General features: G+C 70.2%; 24 protein-coding genes and 1 pseudogene. 19 read left to right on the forward strand and 6 right to left on the reverse strand.

Annotated features, from left to right (window positions below; translation table 11 throughout):
* Window positions 1-53 precede the first annotated feature (53 nt).
* The 3 genes from KHC27_RS00465 to hemB are packed head-to-tail and all read right to left on the reverse strand — an operon-like array spanning window position 54 to window position 3,776.
* Window positions 54-1,280, reverse strand: a complete 1,227-nt coding sequence (locus tag KHC27_RS00465; RefSeq protein ID WP_213333853.1) for a threonine ammonia-lyase — start codon at window positions 1,278-1,280, stop codon at window positions 54-56.
* Between the two features lie 7 nt (window positions 1,281-1,287).
* On the reverse strand, window positions 1,288-2,730 hold the full coding sequence (locus tag KHC27_RS00470; RefSeq protein ID WP_343210797.1) for a branched-chain amino acid ABC transporter permease: 1,443 nt from the start codon (window positions 2,728-2,730) through the stop codon (window positions 1,288-1,290).
* Window positions 2,727-3,776: a porphobilinogen synthase gene (hemB, locus tag KHC27_RS00475; protein WP_213333886.1), complete on the reverse strand. Its 1,050-nt coding sequence runs from the start codon at window positions 3,774-3,776 to the stop codon at window positions 2,727-2,729. The genes KHC27_RS00470 and hemB overlap by 4 nt, the downstream gene beginning before the upstream one ends.
* A 240-nt stretch (window positions 3,777-4,016) precedes the next feature.
* On the opposite strand from hemB, the gene KHC27_RS00480 reads away from it, so the two are divergent.
* The 3 genes from KHC27_RS00480 (at window position 4,017) to ldtR (ending at window position 6,343) form a co-directional block, all read left to right on the forward strand.
* Window positions 4,017-5,090: an enoyl-CoA hydratase/isomerase family protein gene (locus tag KHC27_RS00480; protein ID WP_213333854.1), complete on the forward strand. Its 1,074-nt coding sequence runs from the start codon at window positions 4,017-4,019 to the stop codon at window positions 5,088-5,090.
* 76 nt (window positions 5,091-5,166) lie between these two features.
* The gene (locus tag KHC27_RS00485; protein ID WP_246518588.1) at window positions 5,167-5,598 is read left to right on the forward strand and encodes a DUF6163 family protein; all 432 of its coding nucleotides are present in this window, start codon (window positions 5,167-5,169) and stop codon (window positions 5,596-5,598) included.
* Between the two features lie 232 nt (window positions 5,599-5,830).
* A complete protein-coding gene (gene ldtR, locus KHC27_RS00490; protein ID WP_213333855.1) occupies window positions 5,831-6,343 on the forward strand; it encodes a transcriptional regulator LdtR in 513 nt (170 codons plus the stop codon).
* Between the two features lie 31 nt (window positions 6,344-6,374).
* Here the strand turns inward: ldtR and KHC27_RS00495 are convergent, their stop codons facing one another.
* On the reverse strand, window positions 6,375-7,403 hold the full coding sequence (locus KHC27_RS00495) for a histone deacetylase family protein (RefSeq protein ID WP_213333857.1): 1,029 nt from the start codon (window positions 7,401-7,403) through the stop codon (window positions 6,375-6,377).
* Between the two features lie 279 nt (window positions 7,404-7,682).
* On the opposite strand from KHC27_RS00495, the gene glyA reads away from it, so the two are divergent.
* The 10 genes from glyA to KHC27_RS00545 all read left to right on the forward strand — a co-directional run bounded on the left by glyA (window position 7,683) and on the right by KHC27_RS00545 (window position 17,911).
* Entirely contained in the window at window positions 7,683-8,987 is a 1,305-nt protein-coding gene (gene glyA / locus KHC27_RS00500; RefSeq protein WP_213333858.1) for a serine hydroxymethyltransferase, read from the forward strand.
* 9 nt (window positions 8,988-8,996) lie between these two features.
* A complete protein-coding gene (nrdR, locus tag KHC27_RS00505; RefSeq protein WP_246518590.1) occupies window positions 8,997-9,548 on the forward strand; it encodes a transcriptional regulator NrdR in 552 nt (183 codons plus the stop codon).
* On the forward strand, window positions 9,545-10,684 hold the full coding sequence (ribD, locus tag KHC27_RS00510; protein WP_246518592.1) for a bifunctional diaminohydroxyphosphoribosylaminopyrimidine deaminase/5-amino-6-(5-phosphoribosylamino)uracil reductase RibD: 1,140 nt from the start codon (window positions 9,545-9,547) through the stop codon (window positions 10,682-10,684). The genes nrdR and ribD overlap by 4 nt, the downstream gene beginning before the upstream one ends.
* A gap of 1 nt (window position 10,685) precedes the next feature.
* On the forward strand, window positions 10,686-11,276 hold the full coding sequence (locus KHC27_RS00515) for a riboflavin synthase (protein ID WP_213333859.1): 591 nt from the start codon (window positions 10,686-10,688) through the stop codon (window positions 11,274-11,276).
* 44 nt (window positions 11,277-11,320) lie between these two features.
* Window positions 11,321-11,818: a 6,7-dimethyl-8-ribityllumazine synthase gene (gene ribH / locus KHC27_RS00520; protein WP_213333860.1), complete on the forward strand. Its 498-nt coding sequence runs from the start codon at window positions 11,321-11,323 to the stop codon at window positions 11,816-11,818.
* Entirely contained in the window at window positions 11,815-12,297 is a 483-nt protein-coding gene (gene nusB, locus KHC27_RS00525; protein ID WP_213333861.1) for a transcription antitermination factor NusB, read from the forward strand. Before ribH ends, nusB begins: the two co-directional genes overlap by 4 nt.
* Window positions 12,298-12,336: 39 nt before the next feature.
* The gene (gene thiL, locus KHC27_RS00530; RefSeq protein WP_213333862.1) at window positions 12,337-13,350 is read left to right on the forward strand and encodes a thiamine-phosphate kinase; all 1,014 of its coding nucleotides are present in this window, start codon (window positions 12,337-12,339) and stop codon (window positions 13,348-13,350) included.
* Window positions 13,351-13,431: 81 nt separating this feature from the next.
* A complete protein-coding gene (locus KHC27_RS00535) occupies window positions 13,432-14,196 on the forward strand; it encodes an ABC transporter substrate-binding protein (protein WP_213333863.1) in 765 nt (254 codons plus the stop codon).
* Between the two features lie 113 nt (window positions 14,197-14,309).
* The gene (locus KHC27_RS00540; RefSeq protein ID WP_213333864.1) at window positions 14,310-15,551 is read left to right on the forward strand and encodes an NAD(P)/FAD-dependent oxidoreductase; all 1,242 of its coding nucleotides are present in this window, start codon (window positions 14,310-14,312) and stop codon (window positions 15,549-15,551) included.
* Window positions 15,552-15,769: 218 nt separating this feature from the next.
* The gene (locus KHC27_RS00545) at window positions 15,770-17,911 is read left to right on the forward strand and encodes a sodium-translocating pyrophosphatase (protein ID WP_213333865.1); all 2,142 of its coding nucleotides are present in this window, start codon (window positions 15,770-15,772) and stop codon (window positions 17,909-17,911) included.
* 119 nt (window positions 17,912-18,030) lie between these two features.
* Here the strand turns inward: KHC27_RS00545 and KHC27_RS00550 are convergent, their stop codons facing one another.
* Window positions 18,031-18,555 carry an outer membrane protein assembly factor BamE gene (locus KHC27_RS00550; RefSeq protein ID WP_213333866.1) on the reverse strand — a complete coding sequence of 175 codons (525 nt, stop codon included), beginning with the start codon at window positions 18,553-18,555 and terminating at the stop codon, window positions 18,031-18,033.
* Window positions 18,556-18,788: 233 nt separating this feature from the next.
* On the opposite strand from KHC27_RS00550, the gene KHC27_RS00555 reads away from it, so the two are divergent.
* From KHC27_RS00555 to KHC27_RS22070, 6 genes and pseudogenes are all read left to right on the forward strand, one after another.
* Window positions 18,789-19,364, forward strand: a complete 576-nt coding sequence (locus KHC27_RS00555; protein ID WP_213333867.1) for a ubiquinol-cytochrome C chaperone family protein — start codon at window positions 18,789-18,791, stop codon at window positions 19,362-19,364.
* Window positions 19,361-19,894: a YceD family protein gene (locus KHC27_RS00560; protein WP_213333868.1), complete on the forward strand. Its 534-nt coding sequence runs from the start codon at window positions 19,361-19,363 to the stop codon at window positions 19,892-19,894. Before KHC27_RS00555 ends, KHC27_RS00560 begins: the two co-directional genes overlap by 4 nt.
* 170 nt (window positions 19,895-20,064) lie before the next feature.
* Complete coding sequence (gene plsX, locus KHC27_RS00565) at window positions 20,065-21,153, forward strand: phosphate acyltransferase PlsX (protein WP_213333869.1); 1,089 nt, start codon at window positions 20,065-20,067, stop codon at window positions 21,151-21,153.
* Window positions 21,150-22,127, forward strand: a complete 978-nt coding sequence (locus KHC27_RS00570) for a beta-ketoacyl-ACP synthase III (protein ID WP_213333870.1) — start codon at window positions 21,150-21,152, stop codon at window positions 22,125-22,127. The genes plsX and KHC27_RS00570 overlap by 4 nt, the downstream gene beginning before the upstream one ends.
* Window positions 22,128-22,245: 118 nt before the next feature.
* The gene (locus KHC27_RS00575) at window positions 22,246-22,557 is read left to right on the forward strand and encodes an integration host factor subunit alpha (protein ID WP_213333871.1); all 312 of its coding nucleotides are present in this window, start codon (window positions 22,246-22,248) and stop codon (window positions 22,555-22,557) included.
* Between the two features lie 61 nt (window positions 22,558-22,618).
* A pseudogene (locus tag KHC27_RS22070) lies at window positions 22,619-23,017 on the forward strand (MerR family transcriptional regulator); the annotation flags it as partial.
* 680 nt (window positions 23,018-23,697) lie between these two features.
* Here the strand turns inward: KHC27_RS22070 and KHC27_RS00585 are convergent.
* Window positions 23,698-24,030 carry a septal ring lytic transglycosylase RlpA family protein gene (locus tag KHC27_RS00585; protein WP_425514846.1) on the reverse strand — a complete coding sequence of 111 codons (333 nt, stop codon included), beginning with the start codon at window positions 24,028-24,030 and terminating at the stop codon, window positions 23,698-23,700.
* Between the last annotated feature and the right edge of the window lie 438 nt (window positions 24,031-24,468).

Below are 24,468 nucleotides of genomic sequence, written 5' to 3' on the forward strand. Positions count from 1 at the left end.
CATCCCTCAGGTGGGAAGGCGCCATCGGAGCGGCAAGGGCCGCGCCCCGGCCGTCAACCCCCGGACTGCCAGTCGACCCGCACCACGTCCATGCCGTCCGCCAGCAGGGCGCGGTGCACATCCTCGGCGTGGGCGCGGTCGCGCGTCTCGACCGTGACGTCGAGCCGGGCGCCCTTGGCGTGGACGTCAAGGAAATGCCGCTTGTGCTCGACCTCGAGGATGTTGGCGCCCAGCCGGCCGAGCAGGGTGGCGATGATGCCGAGCTCGCCCGGCCGGTCCAGCATGGAAAAGCGGAAGGAGACGATGCGCTCCTCGCGCTCCAGCTCGCGCAGCATGATGGAGGCGACGATGCGCGGGTCGATATTGCCCCCGCTCACCACCAGCCCGACATTGCGGCCGCGGTAGCGCTCCGGTTCGGCCAGCATGGCGGCGAGCCCGGCGGCGCCGGCACCCTCCGAGAGCGTCTTCTGCTGGGTGAGGAAGATGTTCACCGCCCGCTCGAAGGTGGGCTCGTCCACCAGCACGACGTCGCCGACCAGCGCCGAGACGATCTCGCGGGTCAGCAGGCCGACATTGCGCACCGCGATGCCCTCGGCGAGGGTCGCGCCCTCGCAGGGGCGGTTCTGCTGGTGCAGCGCGTTCCACATGGCGGGGTAGAGCGTGGTTTCGACGCCCACCACCTCGATATCCGGGCGCACCGACTTGGCCGCCACCGCCATGCCGGCGATAAGCCCGCCGCCGCCGATCGGCACCACCAACGCGTCGAGGTCGGGCGCGTCCTCCAGCATCTCGAAGGCGATGGAGCCCTGGCCCGCGATCACATGGGGGTCGTCATAGGGGTGGACCCAGACCAGCTTCTCCGCCTGCGCCAGCCGGTCCGCCTCCTCGCTGGCGTCGGCGACGCTCTCCCCGTGCAGCACCACGCGGGCGCCGTGCGCGCGGGTGGCGGCGACCTTCACGATCGGGGTGTGCTTGGGCATGACGATGGTGGCGCGGATGCCGAGCCGCGCGGCGTGATAGGCCACCGCCTGGGCGTGGTTGCCGGCGGACATGGCGACGACGCCACGGGCCCGCTCCGCCGCGGTGAGGCTGGCGAGCTTCACCAGCGCGCCGCGTTCCTTGAAGCTCGCGGTGACCTGCAGGTTCTCGTACTTGACGAAGACATGGGCGCCGGTGAGCGCGGAAAGCCGCGGCGCCGGCAGCATCGGGGTGCGCAGCACCGCGCCGGTCAGGAGGTGGCGGGCGGCGGCGATGTCGGCAGGCGAGACGGGCAGGGTCATGGCGGGCTCAGAATTCCCGCGGCGACGGGGCCGCCCGATTGAGCAGGCCCCCGGGCCGCAGCACGAGGAAGGCGATCAGCAGTGAATAGATCACCACGTCGCGATACACGATATTGAAGGTCGCCGACCAGAGCGTTTCGACGGTGGCGACCACAATCGCGCCGAGAAAGGCGCCGGGGATGGAGCCGATGCCACCGATGACGGCGGCGATCAGCGCCTTCAGCCCGACGGCCAGCCCCGCGCCGGGCTCCACCGTGCCATAGGCCACCACCGCCATCGTTCCCGCGAGGCCGGCCGCGCCGCCCGACAGCAGGAAGGTCGCCGACAGCAGCCGCGGCACGTTCACGCCCAGCAGCGCCGCCATGCCCGGGTCCTGGGCATAGGCCCGCCAGGCCCGGCCGAAGCCGGTGAGGCCGATGAGTCCCAGCAGGACCGAGGCGCCGGAAAAGCCGAGCCCGGTTGCCAGAAGCTGCGCCGGGGTCGTGGTGGCGATGAAGCCGCCGGAGCGCCCCGCCAGCGGAATGGGCAGGTTGAGCAGCGGCGGCAGCCAGTTCTCGCGGTTGGGCACGGTGATGCGCAGGGCCTCCCCGATGACCACGGCCAATGCCACGCCGGCGATCAGCACGGGCTGGGTGCCGCGCGCCCGCGCCATCACCGGCAGCAGCACGGCCTGGCCGAGGACGCCGCCGAGCAGCGCCGCCGCGGCGATGCCGGCGAGGAAGGCGAGCAGCAGCGTCGGCCCGGACAGCGTGCCGCTCGCCAGCGCCACCGTCATCCCGATCAGCATGGCGGTGCCGCCGAACACGCCGATTTCGCCAAGGGCGAGGTTGATGCGCCCGGTGAGGCCGTAGAGCAGCGCGAAGCTGGTGGCCATCAGCCCGTAGATGCCGGCGAGGGTCAGGCCGTTCAGCGCCTGCTGCACCCAGTAGGCGGCGGAAGCCCCCATGCCGAACGCCGCGCCGGAGAGGCTCCGGCCGGTGTGCTCGGGCAGCCACCAGCGCTTCAGGATGAGAAGTTTGATGTCGCTGACCCCGCCATGGTCGGTCTCGACATCGACCAGATCGAAGCGGGCGGTGCCGCCGGCGCCGGCGAACTGGCAGATCAGCCAGTGCGCCCGGCTGCCGAGATCGTCGCGCACGGTGTAGGCGAGCCGCAGCGCGTGGGGCTCGTTCGGCACCGGACGCAGCGCGATCTCGCGGATATCGACGCCGTCCTCATGCAGCGCGGGCGCCACCGCCCGGCAGATCGACGCCTGGTCGGCATCGATGACGCCGCTGCAGCCGGCGAGCAGAATCAGCAGCGCCGGCAGCAGCAGGCGGGCGAAGAGCCGGCCGGCGTGGAGGGAACAGAAGCTCAGGAGAGGGTGGGGGAGGAGGCCGGGGATGCGCCATCCCGCGGCCGGAAGACGAGGCCGGGCGGGCGCAGCCGCCCGTTCCGGCCGCGGCGTCACCCCTCGCGGACCAGCTTCTCGGCCACGCGCGGGGCGAAATAGGTGAGGATGCCGTCGGCACCGGCGCGCTTGAACGCCATCAGGCTTTCCATCATCGCGCGCTCGCCGTCGAGCCAGCCATTGCGGGCGGCGGCCTCGATCATCGCGTATTCGCCGGAGACCTGATAGGCGAAGGTCGGCAGGCCGAACGCCTCCTTCAGCCGCCAGATGATGTCGAGATAGGGCAGGCCGGGCTTCACCATCAGCATGTCCGCGCCTTCCTCGACATCGAGCGCGGCCTCGCGGATCGCCTCGGCGCCGTTGGCCGGGTCCATCTGGTAGGAGCGCTTGTCGCCCTTGAGGCAGCCGGAGGAGCCGACCGCGTCGCGGAACGGGCCGTAGAAGGCCGAGGCGTATTTGGCGCTGTAGGCGAGAATCTGCGGGTCGAGATGGCCGGCATCGTCCATCGCGGCGCGAATGGCGCCGACCCGGCCGTCCATCATGTCGGAGGGAGCGATCACGTCGGCGCCGGCATCCGCCTGCACCAGCGCCTGCTCGACCAGCACGGCCACGGTCTCGTCGTTGAGGATGCGGCCGTCCTCCGACAGCAGCCCGTCATGGCCGTGGCTGGTGTAGGGGTCGAGCGCGACGTCGGTGATGAGGCCGATATGGGGCACCGCGTCCTTGATGGCGCGTAGCGCGCGGCAGACCAGATTGTCGCGGTTCAGCGCCTCGCGCCCGTCGGCGGTGCGCAGCGCCGGGTCGGTGTAGGGAAACAGCGCGAGGGCAGGGATGCCGAGCCCTGCCGCCCGCTCCGCCTCGCGCACCGCCTCGTCCACGGTCAGCCGCTCGACCCCCGGCATGGAGCCGACCTGGGTGCGGTTCTCGCTGCCGTCCATCACGAAGATCGGCCAGATCAGGTCGGCGACGGTGAGCGTGTTCTCGCGAACGAGCTGGCGCGACCACTCCGATTTGCGGTTGCGCCGCATCCGGCTGGGAAGCTGGAGCCGGGCCGCGTCGGCGCGGGACTCGGTGACCGGGCGCGGACGGGCGAAGGGAATGGGCATGGTCATGCTCGCGACAGCCAGTTTCGAATGCTTATAACGACATCTCGCGGCAAGCGCGACTGCTGATCACTGTTTCGCACGTCCGTCCCGGGGGATGCCCCCCATGGTGACGCGGCGGTGATCGGCCGCAGCCTGCCGCGGAAGCGGCGGACGGACGACCTATGGCGGGCTTCCGTCCCCCGTCGATACGGGCTAATCCGGGCGCTGTCCTTGATCCATCGCAGGCGAGGCGCGACGAACGTGACCGGCCAGAACGGCATCCACATCGAATCCCGCGGCCGCGCCGGGATCATCACCCTCGACCGGCCCCGGGCGCTCAACGCCCTCACCCACGGCATGATCCTCGCCATGGGCCGGGCCCTGCGCGACTTCGCCGCGGATGAGGCCATCGCCCATGTCGTGCTGCGCTCGGCCCATGAGAAGGCGTTCTGCGCCGGGGGCGACGTGCGGGCCATGGCCGAGCTCGGCCATGGCGGCCATGCCGAGGCGGCGCGCGCCTTCTGGCGCGACGAATACACCCTCAACCACGCGATCTCGGTGTTTCCCAAGCCGTTCGTCTCGCTGGTGGACGGGCTGTGCTTCGGCGGCGGATTCGGTATTTCCGGTCATGGGGCCTTCCGTGTCGCCGGCGAGAAACTCGGCTTCGCCATGCCGGAAGTGGCCATCGGGCTGTTCCCGGATGTCGGCGCCACCCATGTGCTGCCCCGCCTGCCGGGCTGGACCGGCACCTGGCTGGCGCTGACCGGCGCGCGCATCGGCATGTCCGACGCGGTGGCGCTGGGGCTCTATACCCACCACGTTCCGGCCGAGCGCTGGGACGATCTCGTCGCCGCGCTGGCGGAAGGCGACGCCATGGCGCCGACCCTCGACCGGTTCGCCGTTGTGCCCCCGGCCCCGGCGCTCGGCGCGCTCTACCCGGAGATCGACCGCATCTTCGCCGGCGGGACCCTGCCGGCCATCGTCGCCGCGCTGGAGCACGCGGCGACGGGGGAGGGCGACCTCGCCGCCTTCGCCGCGGCCCAGCTCGCGACGCTGCGCCGGGTCTGCCCGACCAGCGTCTTCATCGCCTTCGAGCAGATGCGGCGCGGGCCGGGCCTCGACCTCGCCGGCTGCCTGCGGCTTGAATTCCGCGTGGTGAGCCGGGTGCTGGAAGGGCACGATTTCTATGAGGGCGTGCGTGCTGTATTGATCGACAAGGATCAGTCGCCCACCTGGCGCCCCGACCGGCTGGAGGCGATCGACCCCGCCGCCATCACGGCGCTGTTCGACGCGCCGCTGGCGGACGAACTGATCCTGCCCGCCGGCTTCGCCTGACGCCAGCCCGCCTCACCCCTGCGCGAGCCGGCGCCTCCGCCGCTCCCGCCGCCTGCCGCCTGGAGCCATGCCCGCCATGATGACCTCCCTCGACCCCTTCGACGGCGCGCTCGGCATCGGCACCACCCGCATGAGCCCGTGGCAGCGGCGGGTGCTGATCTATCTGCGGGTGCTCGCCGGCTTCCTGCTCCTGAAGACGATCTATTGCTGGACGCTGATCTGTGGGGTGTGGGACGGCGACACCAGCCGGTTCGAGATGCTCTCGACCGCGGCGCAGTCGGCGGTCATCTGGGCCGCGATCATGAACCCGGTCGCGGCGGTCGGCCTCTGGCTCGGCGCGGCCTGGGGCGTGGTGCTCTGGCTGGTCACCACCATCATCCAGATCATGATCAACGCCTCGGCGCCCGAAGGCGTCGGCAGCCTCGTCATGGTGGCGGCGGTGGAAACGGCGCTGATCGCGCTCTACGGTTTCCTCGCCTACAAGGCCGGCGTCGAGGCCGAGGACTGAGGCGGCGTGGTTTACGCTGGGTTAATATGCCCGCCGGCGCGGCCTCTGCCGGATTCAAGCCAAGTGCCTTGCCTTTGAAGGCGGATTCGGCGCGTTAAGGTTTCGTCAACGCTTTCGGGTGACGAAGGATTCATCCTGCCGCTTAAGCCGTCCTTGACCCCCCTGCCGCTACGAATGGGCGGAGCAGAGGGGGCAACTCCCTCGAAAGAGAATAAAATTCGAGGCGTTGGACATGCGACAGGCAGCTCAGGCGGCGAAAGCCGCCGCGCGCGAGGCTGAAGACGATCCCATCCGGCCGCTCTACATGGAGGCCCTCACCCTGGTGGAGCGGCTGCACCGGCGGCTGCTGGACGTGGTGAAGGACGAGTTCGACCGCCGCGGGCGCGACGACGTCAACGCGGTGCAGGCGCTGCTGCTGTTCAACATCGGCGATTCCGAGCTGACCGCCGGCGAGCTGCGCACGCGCGGCTACTATCTCGGCTCAAACGTCTCCTACAACCTCAAGAAGCTGGTGGATCTCGGCTATCTCCACCACCAGCGCTCGCGCATCGACCGCCGCTCGGTCCGCATCAAGCTGACCGACAAGGGCGAGGAGATCCGGGCCATCGTCGCCGGCGTCTACGCCAAGCACGTCGCCACGATCGAGCAGATCGGCGGCATCGGCACCCAGGATTTCCACGTCATCAACAAGGCGCTGCAGCGGCTGGAACGGTTCTGGACGGACCAGATCCTGTACCGGCTCTGATCCGCCCACCCGCCTTCCGCCGCGACCCGGCTCAGCGCTGGAGGAAGCCCTCGAGCGTGTTCGCCACGTTGACCCCTATCGCCTCGACCGCGTAGCCGCCTTCCTGCACGAACAGGGTCGGCCGGTTGAGCCGGGCGATGCGGGCGCCGATGGCGAGGTAGTCCGGGCTGTCGAGCCGGAACTGCGAGATGGGGTCGTCCTTGAAGGTGTCGACCCCGAGCGAGACCACCACCACGTCCGGCGCATAGGCCGCCACCCGGCCGCACGCCTCGTCCAGCGCCTGCGACCACACATCGAAGCCGCTGCCCCAGCGCAGCGGGTAGTTCACGTTGAAACCCTCGCCCGCGCCCGTCCCGGTCTCGTCGGCATGGCCGAGGAAATAGGGGTATTCCTGGCGCGGGTCGCCGTGGATGTTGCAGACCAGCACGTCGGCGCGGTCGTAGAAGATGGACTGGGTGCCGTTGCCGTGGTGGTAGTCGACATCGAGGATGGCGACGCGTCCGCTGCCGCCATCGAGCAGCGCCTGCGCCGCCACCGCCGCATTGTTGATGAAGCAGTAGCCGCCCATGGCGTTGGCGTGGGCGTGATGGCCGGGCGGGCGGCACAGCGCGAAGGCGCTCGCCGCGCCCGCGGCGATCAGGTCGACGCCGGTCAGGGCGACATCGGCCGAGGAGCGGATCGCGTCCCAGGTTCCGGCAACAAAGCAGCAGCCGGCATCGAAGGAGAAGTGGCCGAGCTTGCCGTCCACCGTCTCCGGCTCGATGTAGCGCATGCCGGGCGCGCGCCAGAAGCTCGGCAGGATCGGGAAGGGCCGCCCGTCGGCCACCCAGAGCTCGGTGAGCTGGGAGAGGAAGGTCACATAGGCGGCATCGTGCACCCGCAGCAGCGGGGCGAGCCCGTGCTCGGTCGGGGCGAGGGTGGCGCCGAATCCGCGCGCCTCCACCGCGGCGCGGATCATCTCGGCGCGCTCGGGCTTCTCGAAGGCGGGAACCACCTGACCGTTATAGAGCTCGACATGGCCGGAATGGCCGTGATGTCGCGGGGAATAGACCGTCTGCATCGGGGAAGGCTCGGCTGTCTGAGGGACGAATACGCCCCAGCATACCCAACCCCCGGCGCCGGCACAGCCGCCCGCATGCGCCGGGCGGCGGGCCGGATGCGGACCGGAAGAGGCGCGGCGGCGTTCCGGCCTGCGGTCATGTCGGTTCCGCGCAATCCAGCCCTGCCCGCGGCCTGCTTTGAAACGGGGCAGGCGCTGTGCTAAGCGACGGCTCGATTGTCGCGGCCAAGCGCACCCTTTTTCATCCGCCACCGCCGCTCAGGCCATGGAGACCGGCCAATGTCGTCCGAAGCGCACGCCGCCAACGCGGTTACCGACCAGTTCTTCTCCGCCCCGCTCGCCGAGACCGATCCGGAGCTCGCCGGCGCCATCGCGTCCGAACTCGGCCGCCAGCGCGACGAGATCGAGCTGATCGCCTCCGAGAACATCGTCTCCCGGGCGGTGCTGGAAGCGCAGGGTTCGGTGCTGACCAACAAATATGCCGAAGGCTATCCCGGCCGGCGCTATTACGGCGGCTGCCAGTTCGTCGACGTCGCCGAGCAGCTCGCCATCGACCGTGCGAAGAAGCTGTTCGGCGCCGGTTTCGCCAATGTGCAGCCCCATTCGGGCGCGCAGGCCAACATGGCGGTGTTCTTCGCCCTTCTGCAGCCGGGCGACACCTTCCTCGGCCTCAACCTCGCCGCGGGCGGCCATCTCACCCACGGCTCGCCGGTGAACGTGTCGGGCAAGTGGTTCAACGTGGTGCCCTACGGCGTGCGCGAGGACGACCACCGCATCGACTACGACGTGGTCGCCGACCTCGCCGCCCAGCACAAGCCGAAGCTGATCGTCGCCGGCGGCTCCGCCTATCCCCGCCATATCGACTTCGCGAAGATGCGGGCGATCGCCGATTCGGTCGGCGCCTATCTCATGGTCGACATGGCGCATTTCGCCGGTCTGGTGGCGGGCGGCGCGCACCCGAACCCGGTGCCCCACGCCCATGTGGTGACCACCACCACCCACAAGACCCTGCGCGGCCCGCGCGGCGGCATGATCCTGACCAATGACGAGGCGCTCGCCAAGAAGCTCAACTCGGCGATCTTCCCCGGCATCCAGGGCGGCCCGCTGATGCACGTCATCGCCGCCAAGGCGGTGGCCTTCGGCGAGGCGCTGCGCCCTGAGTTCAAGCTCTACGCGAAGAACGTGGTCGAGAACGCGAAGGCGCTGGCGGAAACGCTGAAGGGCCACGGCTTCGACATCGTCTCCGGCGGCACCGACACCCACCTGATGCTGGTCGATCTGCGTCCCAAGCGCCTCACCGGCAAGGTGTCGGAGATCGCGCTCGGCCGGGCGCACATCACCTGCAACAAGAACGGCATTCCCTTCGACCCGGAAAAGCCGATGGTCACCTCCGGCGTGCGCCTGGGCACCCCGGCCGGCACCACCCGCGGTTTCGGCGTGAAGGAGTTCCAGCAGGTCGGCGACATGATCGCCGAGGTGCTGAACGTGCTCTCGCAGAAGGGCGTCGAGGAAGACAGCCTGGTCGAGGCTGCGGTGCGCGAGAAGGTGGCCGGGCTGGTCGCCCGCTTCCCGATCTACAGCTGAGGCCCGCCCATGCGCTGTCCCTATTGCGGAAGCCTCGACACCCAGGTCAAGGATTCCCGGCCGACCGAGGACAGCGCCGCCATCCGGCGCCGCCGCATCTGCCCGGATTGCGGCGGCCGTTTCACCACCTTCGAGCGCGTGCAGCTCCGCGAGCTGATGGTCGTCAAGCGCTCCGGTCGACGGGTGGCGTTCGACCGCGACAAGCTCGCCCGCTCCATCGGCGTCGCGCTGCGCAAGCGGCCGGTCGATCCCGAGCGGGTTGAGCGGCTGGTGTCCGGCCTCGTCCGGCGCCTTGAAAGCCTCGGCGAGAACGAGATCACCTCCGAGACCATCGGCGAACTGGTGATGGAGAGCCTCAAGCAGCTCGACGACGTCGCCTATGTCCGCTTCGCCTCGGTCTATCGCAATTTCCGCGAGGCCAAGGATTTCAGCGCCGTGCTCGGCGAACTCGAGGCCCGTCCCGGCGAGGCGACCGGCGAGCGCCGCCACCGGGTGCGCGAGGAACTGCGGGCGGCCGGGGCGCTCGACGAGGACGATCCGCCGGCCGGGACAACGGAATGAACGGGCCCGCGGACCATCGCCGCCAGCCGGACGCCCGGCTCGACGAGGCGCTGATGGGCACCGCCCTGACGATCGGGCGGCACAATCTCGGTATCGCGTGGCCCAACCCCGCGGTGGGCGCGCTGGTCGTGCGCCACGGCGCGGCGGGACCGGTGATCCTCGGCCGGGGCTGGACCGCCGCCGGAGGGCGACCCCACGCCGAGCCCGTCGCCCTCGCCGCCGCCGGCGCGGCGGCAGCCGGCGCGACGCTCTACGTCACCCTCGAGCCCTGCTCGCATTACGGCCGCACCCCGCCCTGCACGGACGCCATCCGCGCCTCCGGCGTCGCCCGGGTCGTCGCCGCCATCGAAGACCCCGACCCCCGTGTCGCCGGGCGCGGCTTCACCCTGCTGCGGGCGAGCGGCATCGAGGTCACGGTGGGGCCGGGCGCCGAGCTTGCCCGCATCGACCATGCCGGCCACATTCGCCGCGTCGTCTCCGGCCGGCCGCACGTGCTGCTGAAGATGGCGGCCTCCAGCGACGGCAAGGCCGGGCTGGAAGGACGCCGCCCGGTGCGCATCACCGGGCCCGCCGCGCAGGCACAGGTCCACCTCATGCGCAGCCAGGCCGACGCCGTGCTGACCGGCATCGGCACCGTGCTGGCCGACGACCCGCAGTTCACCTGCCGGCTGCCGGGACTGCTCGACCGCTCGCCGGTGCGCGTGGTGCTGGACAGCGCGCTGCGGCTGCCGCTCGATTCCGCGCTGGTGCGCAGCCGCGAGGTCGCCCCGCTCTGGGTGGTCGCCGGCATCGACGCGCCGACCGAACCGGAGCTGGCGCTGCGCGAGCTCGGCATCGAGGTCATGCGCGTTGCCGACGGGGCCGATGGCGGGCTGGCGCTGGACGAGACGCTCCGGCTGCTCGCCATGCGCGGCATCACAAGGCTCATGGTCGAGGCCGGCCCGAGGCTGGCAAGCGCCGTCCTCACCGCCGATCTCGTCGACGAGGCGGCGCTCTTCACCGGCCCCGCGCCCCTCGGTGCCGCCGCGATCGAGGCGTTCGAGCCGCTGGCGCTGGAGGCGATGAACCATCATCTGATCGAGACCGACACCCGCAGGCACGGCGACGACCTCCTGCGCATCCTGAGGCGGCGCTAGCATGTTCACGGGCATCATTTCCGACATTGGCGAGCTTCTCGCCGTCACCCCCCGCCACGAGGTCCGGCGGCTGACCATCGGCACGCGCTACGACACCGGCGCGATCGCGCTGGGGGCCTCCGTCGCCTGTTCGGGCGTGTGCCTCACCGTCGTCTCGACCGCGCCGGGCCGCTTCGATGTCGAGGCGGCGCCGGAAACGCTCGCCATCACCACCGTGCGCGACTGGACGGCGGGCCGGCGGATCAACCTGGAGCGCGCTCTGAAGATTGGCGACGAGCTGGGTGGCCATATCGTGCAGGGCCACGCCGACGGCATCGCCCGGGTGGTCGAGCGGCACGATCTGGGCGAGACGACGAAGTTCGTGTTCGAGGCGCCGGCGCCGCTGGCCCGCTTCATCGCGATCAAGGGCTCCATCGCGCTCGACGGCACCTCGCTGACGGTGAACGAGGTGGAGGGCACCCGCTTCAGCTGCCTGCTGATCCCCCACACCCTCGCCGTGACCACCTGGGGCCCGGTGCAGGCGGGCGATGATGTCAATATCGAAGTCGACATGATGGCCCGCTACGCCGCGCGGCTTGCGGAGTTCCGCTGAGGCCTGTACGTCGTCGGCCGTCCCATTGCCAACGAGGTGCCTCCATGGCGAGCCCCCGCCCGCCGCGTGCATCCGATGCTCCCCTCGCGCCGCTCGACGGCGCCCGGGTCCTCATCGTCGAGGCGCGCTTCTATGACGATATCGCCGACGAGCTTCTGGCCGGCGCGGTCGGCGCGGTCGAGGCCGCCGGGGCGACCTTCGAGGTCGTCTCGGTGCCGGGCGCGCTGGAGATTCCCATCGCCATCGCGATGCGGCTCGATGCCGCCGCGGCGGCCGGCGAGCCTTTCGACGCCGCGGTCGCGCTCGGCTGCGTCGTGCGCGGCGAGACCTATCATTTCGAGGTCGTCGCCGGGGAGTCTTCCCGCGCGCTGATGGACCTCGCGGTCGCCCGCAAGCTCGCGCTCGGCAACGGCATCCTCACCGTCGAGACCGACGAGCAGGCCTGGGTGCGTGCCCGGGTGAGCGAGGGCAACAAAGGCGGCGGCGCAGCCGAGGCGGCGCTGACGTTGCTGCGCCTGCAGCGGAGCGGAGCCCGGCCATGACCGGGGCCGCCAAGGGCGTGAACCACAAGCCGGTGCGCAAGAGCGCGGCGCGGCTCAACGCCGTGCAGGCGCTCTACCAGATGGACGTCGCCGCGACGCCGCTGCCGGAAATTCTCGCCCAGTTCGAGACCCACTGGATCGGCAAGGAAATCGAGGGCGACGAGATCGCCGCCGCCGACGTCACGCTGTTCCGCGACATCGTCGCCGGCGTGCTGCGCGAGCAGCGGGTCATCGATCTCGCGCTCGACGCCGCGCTGGTCCATGGCTGGCCTCTCAAGCGCATCGAGGCGGTGCTGCGCGCGGTGCTGCGTGCCGGCGCCTATGAGCTTTCCGGTCGCCCGGACATTCCCGCCCGCGTCGTCGTCGCCGAATATGTGAACGTCGCGGCGGCCTTTCTCGACCGCGAGGAAACCGGAATGGTCAACGCGGTGTTGGATGGTCTGGCGCGCGAATCGCGGGCCGGCGAGTTCACCGGCTGAGGCAGGCCGGCACGGCATCGAACGGGCAGGAGAGCCGGCATGACGCAGACGGGATCGGCCAGCGGCGGGGCCTCCGCCGAGGACCGGCTGATCGCCCGGCTGTTCAAGCCGATCGCCCGGCATCCGGGCGCGATCGGCCTCACCGACGATGCCGCCTGCATCGCCCCGCCGCCCGGCCATGACCTCGTCCTGACCAAGGACGCGCTCGTCGCCGGCGTTCATTTCTTCCCGGACGATCCTCCGGCTTCCATCGCCCGCAAGGCGATGCGGGTGAACCTGTCCGATCTCGCCGCCAAGGGCGCGGTGCCGCTCGGCGTGCTGCTCGCCATCGCCATCCCGCCGGACATGGACGAGGACGCGCTGGCCGCCTTTGCCCGCGGCCTCGGCGAGGATGTGGAGGCCTATGGCGCGCCGCTGCTCGGCGGCGACACGGTGCGCACGCCGGGGCCGCTGACGGTGTCGCTCACCGCGCTGGGCACGCTGCCGCAGGGCAGCCTCGTGACCCGCTCCGGCGCGCGCGAGGGGCAGGCGGTGGTGGTCTCCGGCACGATTGGCGATGCCGCCCTGGGGCTCGCGCTGCGGCTCGACCCCGGTCGCCCCGGCTTCGCCCGGCTCGCGCCGGAGCACCGCGACTTCCTGCTGGACCGCTACCTCCACCCACGGCCGCGGCTCGGCCTCGCCGCCGCCTTGCGGGGCAGCGCGAGCGCCGCCATGGACGTGTCGGACGGGCTGGTGGGCGATCTCGCCAAGCTGCTGGCGGCGTCCGGTGTCGGGGCGGTTGTGGAAGCCGCCCGGGTGCCGCTCTCGCCCGCCGCCCGTGCCGCCATCGCCGCCGAGCCGGCGCTGCTGGAAACCGCCCTGACCGGCGGCGACGATTACGAGATTCTGGCGGTGGTGCCGGTTTCCCGGCTCGACGCCTTCGGTGTCAACGCCACCGCGGCCGGCGTGCCGTTGAGCGAGATCGGCCGCACCACTTCGGGCAGCGGCCTCAGCGTGGTCGGGGCGGACGGGGAGCCGCTGACCTTCGCGCGCGGCAGCTTCAGCCACTTCTGACCGAAAGGGCTGATTGCCACCTCCCGCGCCGCCGCCTAGCCTCTGGCGGCAAATGGCACAACGCCAGCGGGAACATATGACATGAAACTCAAGAGCCTCGTCCTCACGGCAGCAGCGCTGATGCTCGGCGTCGGCGTCGCCCAGGCCGACATCAAGAAGGTGCGAATCGGCACCGAGGGCGCGTACCCGCCCTTCAACTCGGTCGATTCGACCGGTCAGCTCGTCGGCTTCGACATCGATATCGCCAAGGCCATGTGCGAGAAGATGAAGGTGGAATGCACCTTCGTGGCGCAGGACTGGGACGGCATCATCCCGGCCCTGCTCGCCAAGAAGTTCGACGCGATCGTCGCCTCCATGTCGATCACCGACGAGCGCAAGGAGAAGGTGGCCTTCACCATTCCCTACTACCTCACCCCCGGCAATTTCATCGCGCCGAAGAACACCACCCTCACCGACATCTCTCCCGCCGGGCTGAAGGGCAAGACCATCGGCGCCCAGTCCTCGACCACCGGTTCGGTCTATCTTGAGGACAAGTACAAGGATTCCGAGATCAAGCTGTACCAGACCCAGGACGAGGCCAATGCCGACCTCGCCGCGGGCCGTCTCGACGCGGTGCTGGCCGACAAGTTCGTGCTGTACGAGTGGCTGGAGAAGACCGACGCCGGCAAGTGCTGCAAGTTCATCGGCCCGGACCTAGCCGACGTGAACCCGCAGGGCACCGGCATCGCGCTGCGCAAGGAGGACAACGAGCTGCGCGAGATGTTCAACAAGGCGATCAAGGAGATCGTCGCCGACGGCACCTACAAGAAGATCAACGCCAAATACTTCCCCTTCGACATCTACTGATCGACGAGAGCGAGGGTCCGCCGCGTGGACCCTCTCCACGATGCGGGCGGGGCGGCGGGGCAGGGGCTCCGCCGCCCTCGCATGCCGCCTGTCCCGTCCTGCCGGAGTCCATCATGAAGTCGGATACACTGGTGCTCGGCGCCGGGATCGTCGGCACCTCCATCGCCCTGCACCTCGCGCTGCGCGGCCAGTCCGTCACGCTGGTCGATCGCCGCGCGCCGGGCGAGGAGACCTCCTACGGCAATGCCGGCCTGGTGGAGGCGGCCTCGCTCTACCCCGTCGCATTCCCGCGCGATTTCCGGGCGCTGCTCGACGTCGCGCTGGGGCGCAACCCGGCGGCCAACTACCACCTCTCCGCGCTGCCGGGGCTCACGCGCTGGATGTTCAACTACTGGCGGGCGTCGGCGCCGGACCGCGTTCTCATCTATGCCCGGGTGATGCAGACCCTGCTCAGCCACAGCATCGCCGAGCACGATCATCTCGCCGCGCTGGCGGGCGCTGAACATTATTTCCGGGAAGGCGGCTGGCTGAAGCTCTACCGCACTCCGCAGGGGCTCGACGTCGAGCGCAGGGAATTTCCGCTCGCCCGGCAATACGGCCTCACCGCGGTGGAGAAGAGCGTGGATGAGGCGCTGGAGCTGGAGCCCGCGCTGCGGCCGGTCTTCCATGGCGCGGTGCTGTGGTCCGATCCCCATTCGGTTTCCAGCCCCGGGGGCGTCACCAAGGCCTATGCCGCCCATTTCGAGCGGCTCGGCGGCCGGCTGGTGCAGGCCGATGCCCGCTCGCTCGGCGCCATTCCCGGCGGCTGGCGGGTCGAGACCGCGAAGGGCCGGCACGACGCCGACCGGGTCGTCGTCGCGCTGGGGCCGTGGGCCCGCGACCTGCTCGACCCGCTGGGCGTGCGGGTCCCGCTGCAGGTGAAGCGCGGCTACCACATGCATTATGGCGCTCAGGGCAATGCCGGGCTGCGCCGGCCGGTGCTCGACGAGGAGGGCGGCTATGTCATCACCCCGATGGAAGCCGGCATCCGGCTGACCACCGGGGTGGAGTTCGCGCGCCGCGATGCTCCCAAGAGCCCGGTTCAGCTCGCCCGCACCGAGGCGCTGGCGCGCGACCTCTTCCCGCTGGGGCCCCGGCTCGAGCCGGAACCGTGGATGGGTTGCCGACCCGCCTTCCCCGACATGCTGCCGGCCATCGGCCCGGTGCCGCGCCGGCCGGGGCTGTGGCTGGCGATCGGCCACCAGCATCTCGGCTTCACCCTCGGCCCGGTGACCGGGCGGCTGGTGGCGGAGATGATGACGGGCGCCGACCCGGTGGCGGATCCCGCGCCTTTCGCGCCCGGCCGCTTCGGTTGAAAGCCGCCGGGCAGGCCGGCTTCGCGGCATGTATTTGGTATTCTAGCGGTTTTTCGCGCCCAACACGAAGCATTCATTGCAGGTGGTGCGACTTTTTGGCACGCTCGCGACCGTCGGGTCCCGGCTGGCGGGCGGAGACACCGAGACGGGCGACGCCGCGGCGCCGCACCACCCGCAAAAAAACCCGCCTGTGGAAACAGCCCAGGTGGAATCCCTTCATGCTTTCGCTCTTCCTCATCATCGTCTGCGGCGCGCTCTCCATCGTCTACGGCGTATGGGCGATCCGCTCCGTCCTGTCCGCCGATCCCGGCACGTCGCGCATGCAGGAGATTGCCGGCGCCATCCGTGAGGGCGCGCAGGCCTATCTCGCGCGGCAATACACGACCATCGCCGTGGTGGGCGCCGTCATCTTCCTTGTGGTCGGGTTCCTGCTCGGCTGGCTGGTGGCATTCGGCTTCCTGTTCGGCGCGCTGCTCTCCGGCCTTGCCGGGTTCATCGGCATGAACGTGTCGGTGCGGGCGAATGTGCGCACGGCGCAGGCCGCGACGGTCTCGCTCGCCGGCGGGCTGGACATCGCCTTCAAGGCCGGCGCGGTCACCGGCCTTCTGGTGGCCGGCCTCGCGCTGCTGGCCGTGTCGATCTATTACGGCGTGCTGGTGCACTTGCTGGGCTTCGGCAGCGGCGAGCGAACGGTGATCGACGCGCTGGTGGCGCTGGGCTTCGGCGCCTCGCTGATCTCGATCTTCGCACGGCTCGGCGGCGGCATCTTCACCAAGGGAGCGGATGTCGGCGGCGACCTCGTCGGCAAGGTCGAGGCCGGCATCCCCGAGGACGATCCCCGCAATCCCGCCACCATCGCCGACAATGTCGGCGACAATGTCGGCGATTGCGCCGGCATGGCGGCCGACCTGTTCGAGACCTATGCGGTGACGCTGGTGGCCACCATGGTGCTCGCCATCATCTTCTTCTCTGGCGACAGCGAGACGTTGCGCGCCATGGTGCTCTACCCGCTCGCCATTGGCGGGGTGTGCATTCTCACCTCCATTGCCGGCACGTTTTTCGTGAAGCTGCCGGCCAGCCAGTCGATCATGGGCGCGCTCTACCGCGGCTTCATCGCGACGGCGCTGCTGTCCGTGGTGGCGCTGGCTCTGGTCACCGGGCTGGTGGTCGGGTTCGGCCCCATCGCCGGGGTCGGTTTCTCCGGCTTCGCGCTGTTCCTGTGCGGGCTGGTCGGGCTGCTGGTGACCGGCGCCATCGTCTGGATCACGGAGTACTACACCGGAACCGGCTATCGGCCGGTGGTGTCGATCGCCCAGGCCTCGGTGACCGGGCACGGTACCAACATCATCCAGGGCCTCGCCGTTTCGCTGGAATCGACCGCCCTGCCGACGCTGGTCATCATCGCCGGCATTCTCGCCACCTATGGGCTGGCGGGGCTCTTCGGCACCGCGATCGCGGCGACGACCATGCTGGCGCTGGCCGGCATGGTGGTTGCGCTCGACGCCTTCGGGCCGGTGACCGACAATGCCGGCGGCATCGCGGAAATGGCCGGTCTTCCCAAGGAGGTGCGCCACGCCACCGACGCGCTCGACGCGGTGGGCAACACCACCAAGGCCATCACCAAGGGTTACGCCATCGGCTCGGCCGGGCTGGGCGCCCTTGTGCTGTTCGCCGCCTATAACCAGGATCTGAAGTTCTTCACCGCCAACGCCGCCGCCAATCCCTATTTCGCCGGCGTGCAGCCGAACTTCTCGCTGGAAAATCCCTATGTCGTCGTCGGCCTGCTGTTCGGCGGGCTGCTGCCCTTCCTCTTCGCCGCCATGGGCATGACGGCCGTGGGGCGGGCGGCCGGCGCGATCGTCGAGGAGGTGCGCCGGCAGTTCCGCGAGAAGCCCGGCATCATGCAGGGACGCGACAAGCCGGACTACGGCCGGGCGGTCGACATGCTCACCCGCGCCGCGATCAAGGAGATGATCATCCCCTCGCTGCTGCCGGTGCTCTCACCCATCGTCTGCTATTTCGCGATCTATCTGATCGCCGGGGGCGGGGCGGCGGGCAAATCGGCCGGCTTCTCGGCGGTCGGGGCGATGCTGCTCGGCGTGATCGTGACCGGGCTGTTCGTCGCGATTTCCATGACCTCGGGCGGCGGGGCCTGGGACAACGCCAAGAAATCCTTCGAGGACGGCTTCGTCGACAAGGACGGCGTGCGTCACCTGAAAGGCTCGGAAGCCCACAAGGCCGCCGTGACGGGCGACACCGTCGGCGATCCCTACAAGGACACGGCGGGACCGGCGGTCAACCCGATGATCAAGATCACCAACATCGTGGCGCTGCTGCTGCTCGCCGTGCTGGCCCACTGAAGAGGCCGCCTGCGGCCGGGGTCTCGCGATCCCGGCCTCCCGGGCACCGGCCCGGCGCGCTTCGACCTTCGCTCAGGCCGGTTCCGTCAGCCGCGGGAAGGCGTCGGGGCCCCGCCGGATCAGCCGCCGGCGAAGCCCGTGGCGGAGAAGATCTGGCCGAGGAAGGACAGCTCGCCGCCGCTGGTCGGCGTCGTGCGGGAGACGAAGTCGAACACCTTGCCGTCCTGCAGGCCGTAATCGGCGATGCGGGTGACGCGCTTGTCCTTCGGGTCGAAATAGATCGCCATGACCCGCTGGTCGATGATCTCCGGCCGCATGAACATGACCTTCTTGGTCCGCTGCGAGATGTAATAGAACACCTCGCCGTCCACGGTGGCCACGGTGGAGGGGGTGCCCAGCACCAGAAGCACCTGCTCCTGGCTGGAGCCGATCGGCAACTGGTCCAGCGCGTTCTGGGTGGAGACGTAGCCGCGCTGCTGCTCAGAGACGAAGCCGGTGGGCTGGCGCGGCAGGCCGAGGCTCGCCGAGGGCAGGGGCGTGTCGCCGCAGGCCGCCAGCGTGCCGGCGGCGAGGATCACGGCGAGGGCGGCGACACCCTTGCGGCAGCGTGCCGATCCGGCGGTCCCTGCGAACTTCGTCTGCATCCATTCCTCGTTCGGTTCGACAGCCGCGTCCGGCCGCGCGCCGCTTGATCTGCCATGCCCGGCGGCGGGTGGAAAGCCCGGAACAGCCAAAGGCCCGACCGGCGCCTGCCGGCGAACCGTCCGGGGCGCTGTCCCGCGCCGCCACCCCACGCCGCACTTGCCTCGCGGCCGCGCTCACGCTAACCCGCCCCTACGCCGAGAGGCGAACGGGCGTGGGCAGCCGGGAGACGGCCATGATTCTCCGCTTCTTCCGCCGCGACGATGCGGTCGAGACCATCCAGCGGCTCTATGGCGCGATCGTGGCGCAATCGCGCGATCCCGTCTTCTACACCGCTTATCGCGTGCCCGACACGATCGAGGGGCGCTTCGAGATGATCCTGCTGCATCTCTTCGCGCTGTTTCACCGCCTGAAGGCCGAGGACGAGGCGCGGCGGGCGCTGGGCCAGCGGGTGTTCGACGCCTTCTGCGTCGACATGGACGCCAATCTGCGGGAGATGGGCGTCGGCGACCTGATCGTGCCCAAGCGGATGAAGAAGATCGCCGAGTCCTTCTTCGGCCGCATCGCGGTTTATGATGCCGGGCTGGCGCAGCCGGAAGCCGGCGAGCTTGCCGACGCCCTGCTGCGCAACGTCTATTCCGGCGCGGCGGACCGCGGGGCAGAGGCCACGGCGCTGGCAGCCTATCTGCGCGTCCTCACCGGCGCGCTCGACACTGTCCCGTTCGAGACCTTCGCGCGGGGCGAGATTCCGTTTCCCACGGTCGCCGTCCCGGCAGGGCTGGCCGCCGCCGCGCAAGGAGCATCGTCATGAGCGAAGCGCCGCCCTTCACCCATCCGATCCTCGTCGCCAGCCTTCCCGATGCCGGCTCCACCTTCAGGCTGGCGCCGGATGAGGCGGTGCGTGCCGCGCTGGCGCGTGACTTCGACATCCCGGCCATTCCCGCACTGACGGCGCGCGTGACCCTCGTGCCGGACCATCAGGGCGGGGTGCGGGTGGAAGGCCATCTCGACGCCGTGGTCCGGCAGATCTGCGTCGCCACGCTCGAGCCTTTCGACGCGCCGGTGTCCGAGGACATCGAGATGCACTTCGTTCCGGCCGATCGCCTGCCCGAGGTGCAGCCCGGCGCCGAGGTCGAGGTGGGCGCCGAGGATCTGCCCGACCCGCTGATCGATGGGCGGATCGACATCGGCGCCGTGGTCGCCGAGTTCCTGGCGCTGGGCCTCGACCCCTATCCCCGCAAGCCGGGCGTGGAATTCACCCCCGTGACCGAGGATGTCGAACCCGAATCCCCGTTCGCCGTTCTCAAGAAGCTCGTGGGCCCGGGACCCGAGGGCGCGTGAACGCCGATAGTTGACCCGTGTCGCCCTGCCGCTCTTGTCACGCCTGCCCACCTGAGGCATGCCCTCTGCGGCGGACGTCGCCGGGCAAGGCGGCGTCCGGCTCCATCGGCGTCGCCAAAGCCGAACGGCGCGCCGTCCAACTTTGAATGACCAGGACAGAACCCGCTTCAATGTCATCGCTCGTCCGCATCGCGCTCGACGTCATGGGCGGAGACCACGGCCCCCAGGTGGTGCTGCCCGGCGCCGAGATCGCGCTCGTGCGGCATCCCGACATTCGCTACCTGCTGTTCGGCGACGAGGCCAAAATCCGCGAGATCCTCGCCGCCCGGCCGAAGCTGGCCGCGGCCAGCGAGGTCTTCCACACCGATGTGGTCGTCCGCATGGACGACAAGCCGAGCCAGGCTTTGCGGCAGGGCCGCAAGGTCTCCTCCATGTGGCGCGCCATCGACGCGGTGCGGCTCGGCAAGGCCGACTGCGCCGTTTCCGCCGGCAATACCGGCGCGCTGATGGCCATGGCCAAGGTCAATCTCAAGACCATGTCCGGCATCTCCCGGCCCGCCATTGCCTGCCTTTGGCCGACCCGGCGCGGCGAGAGCGTGGTTCTGGATGTCGGCGCCAGCATCGGCGCGACGGCGCAGCACCTCATCGACATGGCGGTGATGGGTGCGGCGATGGCGCGCATCGTCTTCGATATCGAACGCCCCAGCGTCGGCCTGCTCAATGTCGGCGTCGAGGAGGTCAAGGGCGTCGAGGAGGTCAAGGAAGCCGGGGCCTCGCTGCGCGCGGCCGACCATCCCGGGCTCGACTATCGCGGTTTCGTCGAGGGTGACGACATCGGCAAGGGCGTCGTCGATGTCGTGGTGACCGAGGGGTTCGCCGGCAACATCGCGCTGAAGACCGCCGAGGGCACCGCCCGCCAGGTGGCGGAGTTCCTCGGCGAGGCGATCCGCCGGAGCTGGATGGCCAAGCTCGGCTATCTGCTGGCGCGGGGTGCCTTCCAGGCGCTGCGCGAGAAGCTGGACCCCCGCCGCTCCAATGGCGGGGTGTTCCTCGGCCTCAATGGGGTCGTCATCAAGAGCCATGGAGGCACCGACGCCGAAGGCTTCGCCTCGGCGGTCGACATCGGGTACGACATGGTCCGCTATCAACTCCTTTCCCGCATCGAGGCCAACATCAGCGAGCGGCCGCGTGCGGGCGGCGCCGATCCGTCCGCTGCGGCGGCTGGCGTGTCCTCGGACGTTCTGCAGGTTCAATCGTGAGCACATTCCGTTCCGTCGTCCGCGGCGTGGGGGCCTATCTGCCCGCCCGCACCCTCACCAACGCCGATCTTGCGCTGATGGTGGACACCTCCGACGACTGGATCGTGCAGCGCACCGGCATCCGGGAGCGGCGCATCGCGGCGGAAGGCGAGGTGACCTCGGACCTCGCCCTCAACGCGGCGCGCGTGGCGCTGGCCGATGCCGGGCTGGAGCCCGCCGACATCGACCTGATCGTGCTCGCAACCTCGACGCCGGACAACACCTTCCCCGCCACGGCGGTGGCCGTGCAGGCGGCGCTCGGCATCACCCGCGGGGCCGCGTTCGATCTGCAGGCGGTGTGTTCCGGCTTCGTCTACGCGCTGGCGACCGCCGACACCTTCCTGAAATCGGGCAGCTTCCGCCGGGCGCTGGTGATTGGCGCCGAGACCTTCTCGCGTATCCTCGACTGGTCCGACCGCACCACCTGCGTCCTGTTCGGCGACGGCGCCGGCGCCATGGTGCTGGAGGCCGTGGAGCATGACGGCGACGCCGCCGCCCGCGGGGTGATGACCACCCATCTGCGCTCCGACGGCCGGCACAAGCACAAGCTCTATGTCGATGGCGGCGTGTCCTCGACCCGCTCGGTCGGCTTTCTCCGTATGGAGGGGCGCGAGGTCTTCCGCCACGCCGTCGGCATGATCACCGATGTCATCGAGGACGCCTTCGCCGCCACCGGAGTCGACGCGCAGACGCTGGACTGGTTCGTTCCCCACCAGGCCAACCGTCGCATCATCGACGCCAGCGCCCACAAGCTCGGCATTGCGCCGGAGAAGGTCGTGATCACGGTGGACCGCCACGGCAACACCTCGGCCGCCTCCATCCCGCTCGCGCTCGCGGCGGCCCATGTCGACGGGCGCATCAAGCGGGGCGACGTCGTGCTGCTCGAGGCGATGGGTGGCGGCTTCACCTGGGGTTCGGCGCTGATCCGCTGGTAAGGGCGGCTGCTGTCAGCGTTGACCGCACCCGGCGGAGCCGCCTACGCTGCCGGGCTGACATACAGGAGCCTGCGCAGCCTGCGAGAGCGGGGCGGTGTCGCGGCGACGAAGTGGAGAGTTGAGCATGAGCGGCCGGACGATCACCCGGGCAGATCTCTGCGAAGCGGTATATCAACGCGTCGGCCTCTCGCGCACGGAATCCGCCGCGCTGGTGGAGACGGTGCTGACCGAGATCGCCGAATGCGTGGCGCGCGGCGAGACGGTGAAGCTCTCTTCCTTCGGTTCCTTCGTGGTGCGGCAGAAGGGCGAGCGGGTCGGGCGCAACCCCAAGACCGGCGAGGAGGTGCCGATCGCCCCCCGCCGCGTGATGGTGTTCAAGCCCTCCAATATCCTGAAGCAGCAGATCAACGGCACGGCCGATTCGAAGTGACCGGAGCCGCGGCGCCGCCTTGGGCAGCCCGCGGTAGGCAGTGCCACAGCCGGAGGAGGATCTGGCCGTGGAGAAGGGACCCGACGCCTTCCGAACGATCAGCGAGGTCGCGGACGACCTCGACCTGCCCCAGCACGTCCTCCGCTTCTGGGAGACGCGCTTCCCGCAGATACGCCCGCTGAAGCGCGGCGGCGGGCGGCGCTATTACCGCCCGGACGATGTCGAGCTGCTGCGCGGCATCCGGCACCTGCTCTACAGCGAAGGCTACACCATCCGCGGCGTGCAGCGGATCCTGAAGGAGCAGGGCCTGCGTTACGTCCAGCAGGTCTGGCAGCCTGGTGCGGAGCCCGTTCCGCCGGCCTCGACGTTGCCGGGCAGGGACGAGGGCGAAGGTGATGAGCGGGGTGCCGGCGCCTCCGGCGCGCCTTCCGCCGCCGGCGAACCCCGGGCGGGCGGGGCGCTCGGCGGGCTGCTGAACCTGCTGCCGTCCCGGCGCCGCGACGAGGCGGTGGAGGCCGTCGTGCCGCCCGCTCCGCGCGCGCCGCGCCGCGAGCCGGGACCACGCGAGCCGAACCTGCGCGAGCCCGCCCCGCACCAATGGGCGTCCCACGGTGCTACCCCGCCCGGCGCCGAGGACACCGGCAGGCTGGTGCGGGCCGAGGCCGAAGCCCCGGCCGGCCATGCGGCACGGCTCGCCCGCCATGGCGGCGAGCGGCTGATGCCCGAGCATGTGGAGCTGCCGTTCCCGCCGCTGGCCGTGTCGCCGCCTGCGGCGGTCGTGATGCCGGCGCCGGTCTTCGTTCCGCCGCCTGTTCCTGCGCCGCCACGGGAAGCGCACCCCCGTCCGGGCCGGGAGGCGCCGCCGCCAGCCCCGCCGGTTGCTGCGGAGGTGGAGCCCGCCCGGTCTTTGCCGGCGGAACACCCGCGGCTCTCGCATGAGGATATGCGTCGCCTCAAGGCCACGCTGAACGAACTTCACGAGTGCCGCCGGCTGCTTGAGGAGGCGGCGGCGCCACGCGGCTGATGCCTGTCCGTCGCGCAGCGCGCCGAACCGGCTCGAGGCGTCGGTGTGGCGTCTTCGTCCCCTACCCGATCCTATCGAGGAGAGGGACGACGGCCCGCCGCGCGGGCCGGCCTCCGTCAGTCGATCACGGCGAGATCGACCCGGGCCACGCCGCGCCGGCGAAAGCCGAGCGCGTCCGCGGCGGCGGTGGAAACGTCGATCACCCGGCCGCGGACGAACGGGCCGCGGTCGTTGATGCGGACCACGACGGAACGGCCATTGGCGGTATTGGTGACGCGCACATGGGTGCCGAACGGCAGTGAGCGGTGCGCGGCGGTCATGGCGGCGGCATTGTGGTGCTCGCCGCTGGCGGTGCGCCCGCCATATCCATAGTAGGAAGCCATGCCGCTTGCCGAGCCGAGCCTTTTCTCGGCCGCCGCGCCAGGTGTCGCGGAGAGGCAGATGACGATGAGCGAGGTCGCGCCGAGAGTGGCGCGCGAAGCCGGCCCGAGGGCGCGGCGGACGTTCAGGTAGCTAAAGCGCAATGTATCGGTTCCCGTGTCGCCATCCAGCCCGGCTGGCGACAGTGGAAGAGGACTGCCCATGCGTCGCGGGACAGTCTAGGTCAGCGGCCAAGCGGACCAATACCTCTTCGGTTGGTTGACATCCCCGCGTGGTCAATACAGCAAGTGGAGGGGGATATCAACTTTGGCAGTCATGCGCATTCGCATCCATAATGGATCGGATTTTTGCCGGGAATCCTCTGCCCGATTTAAAACATCTTGCCGCCTGAATTGCTATAGCCTCGGCTGCACGCTCTTGTTGGCGCGGGTTGGGCGCGGCCGCCGCCGCCGCCACAACCAAAGGCCGGATTACGCCGGCCGAGGAGGATGCTAAAGGAAGGGCCG

The sequence above is a fragment of the Ancylobacter lacus genome (assembly GCF_018390635.1).
Classification (GTDB): Bacteria; Pseudomonadota; Alphaproteobacteria; order Rhizobiales; family Xanthobacteraceae; genus Ancylobacter; species Ancylobacter lacus.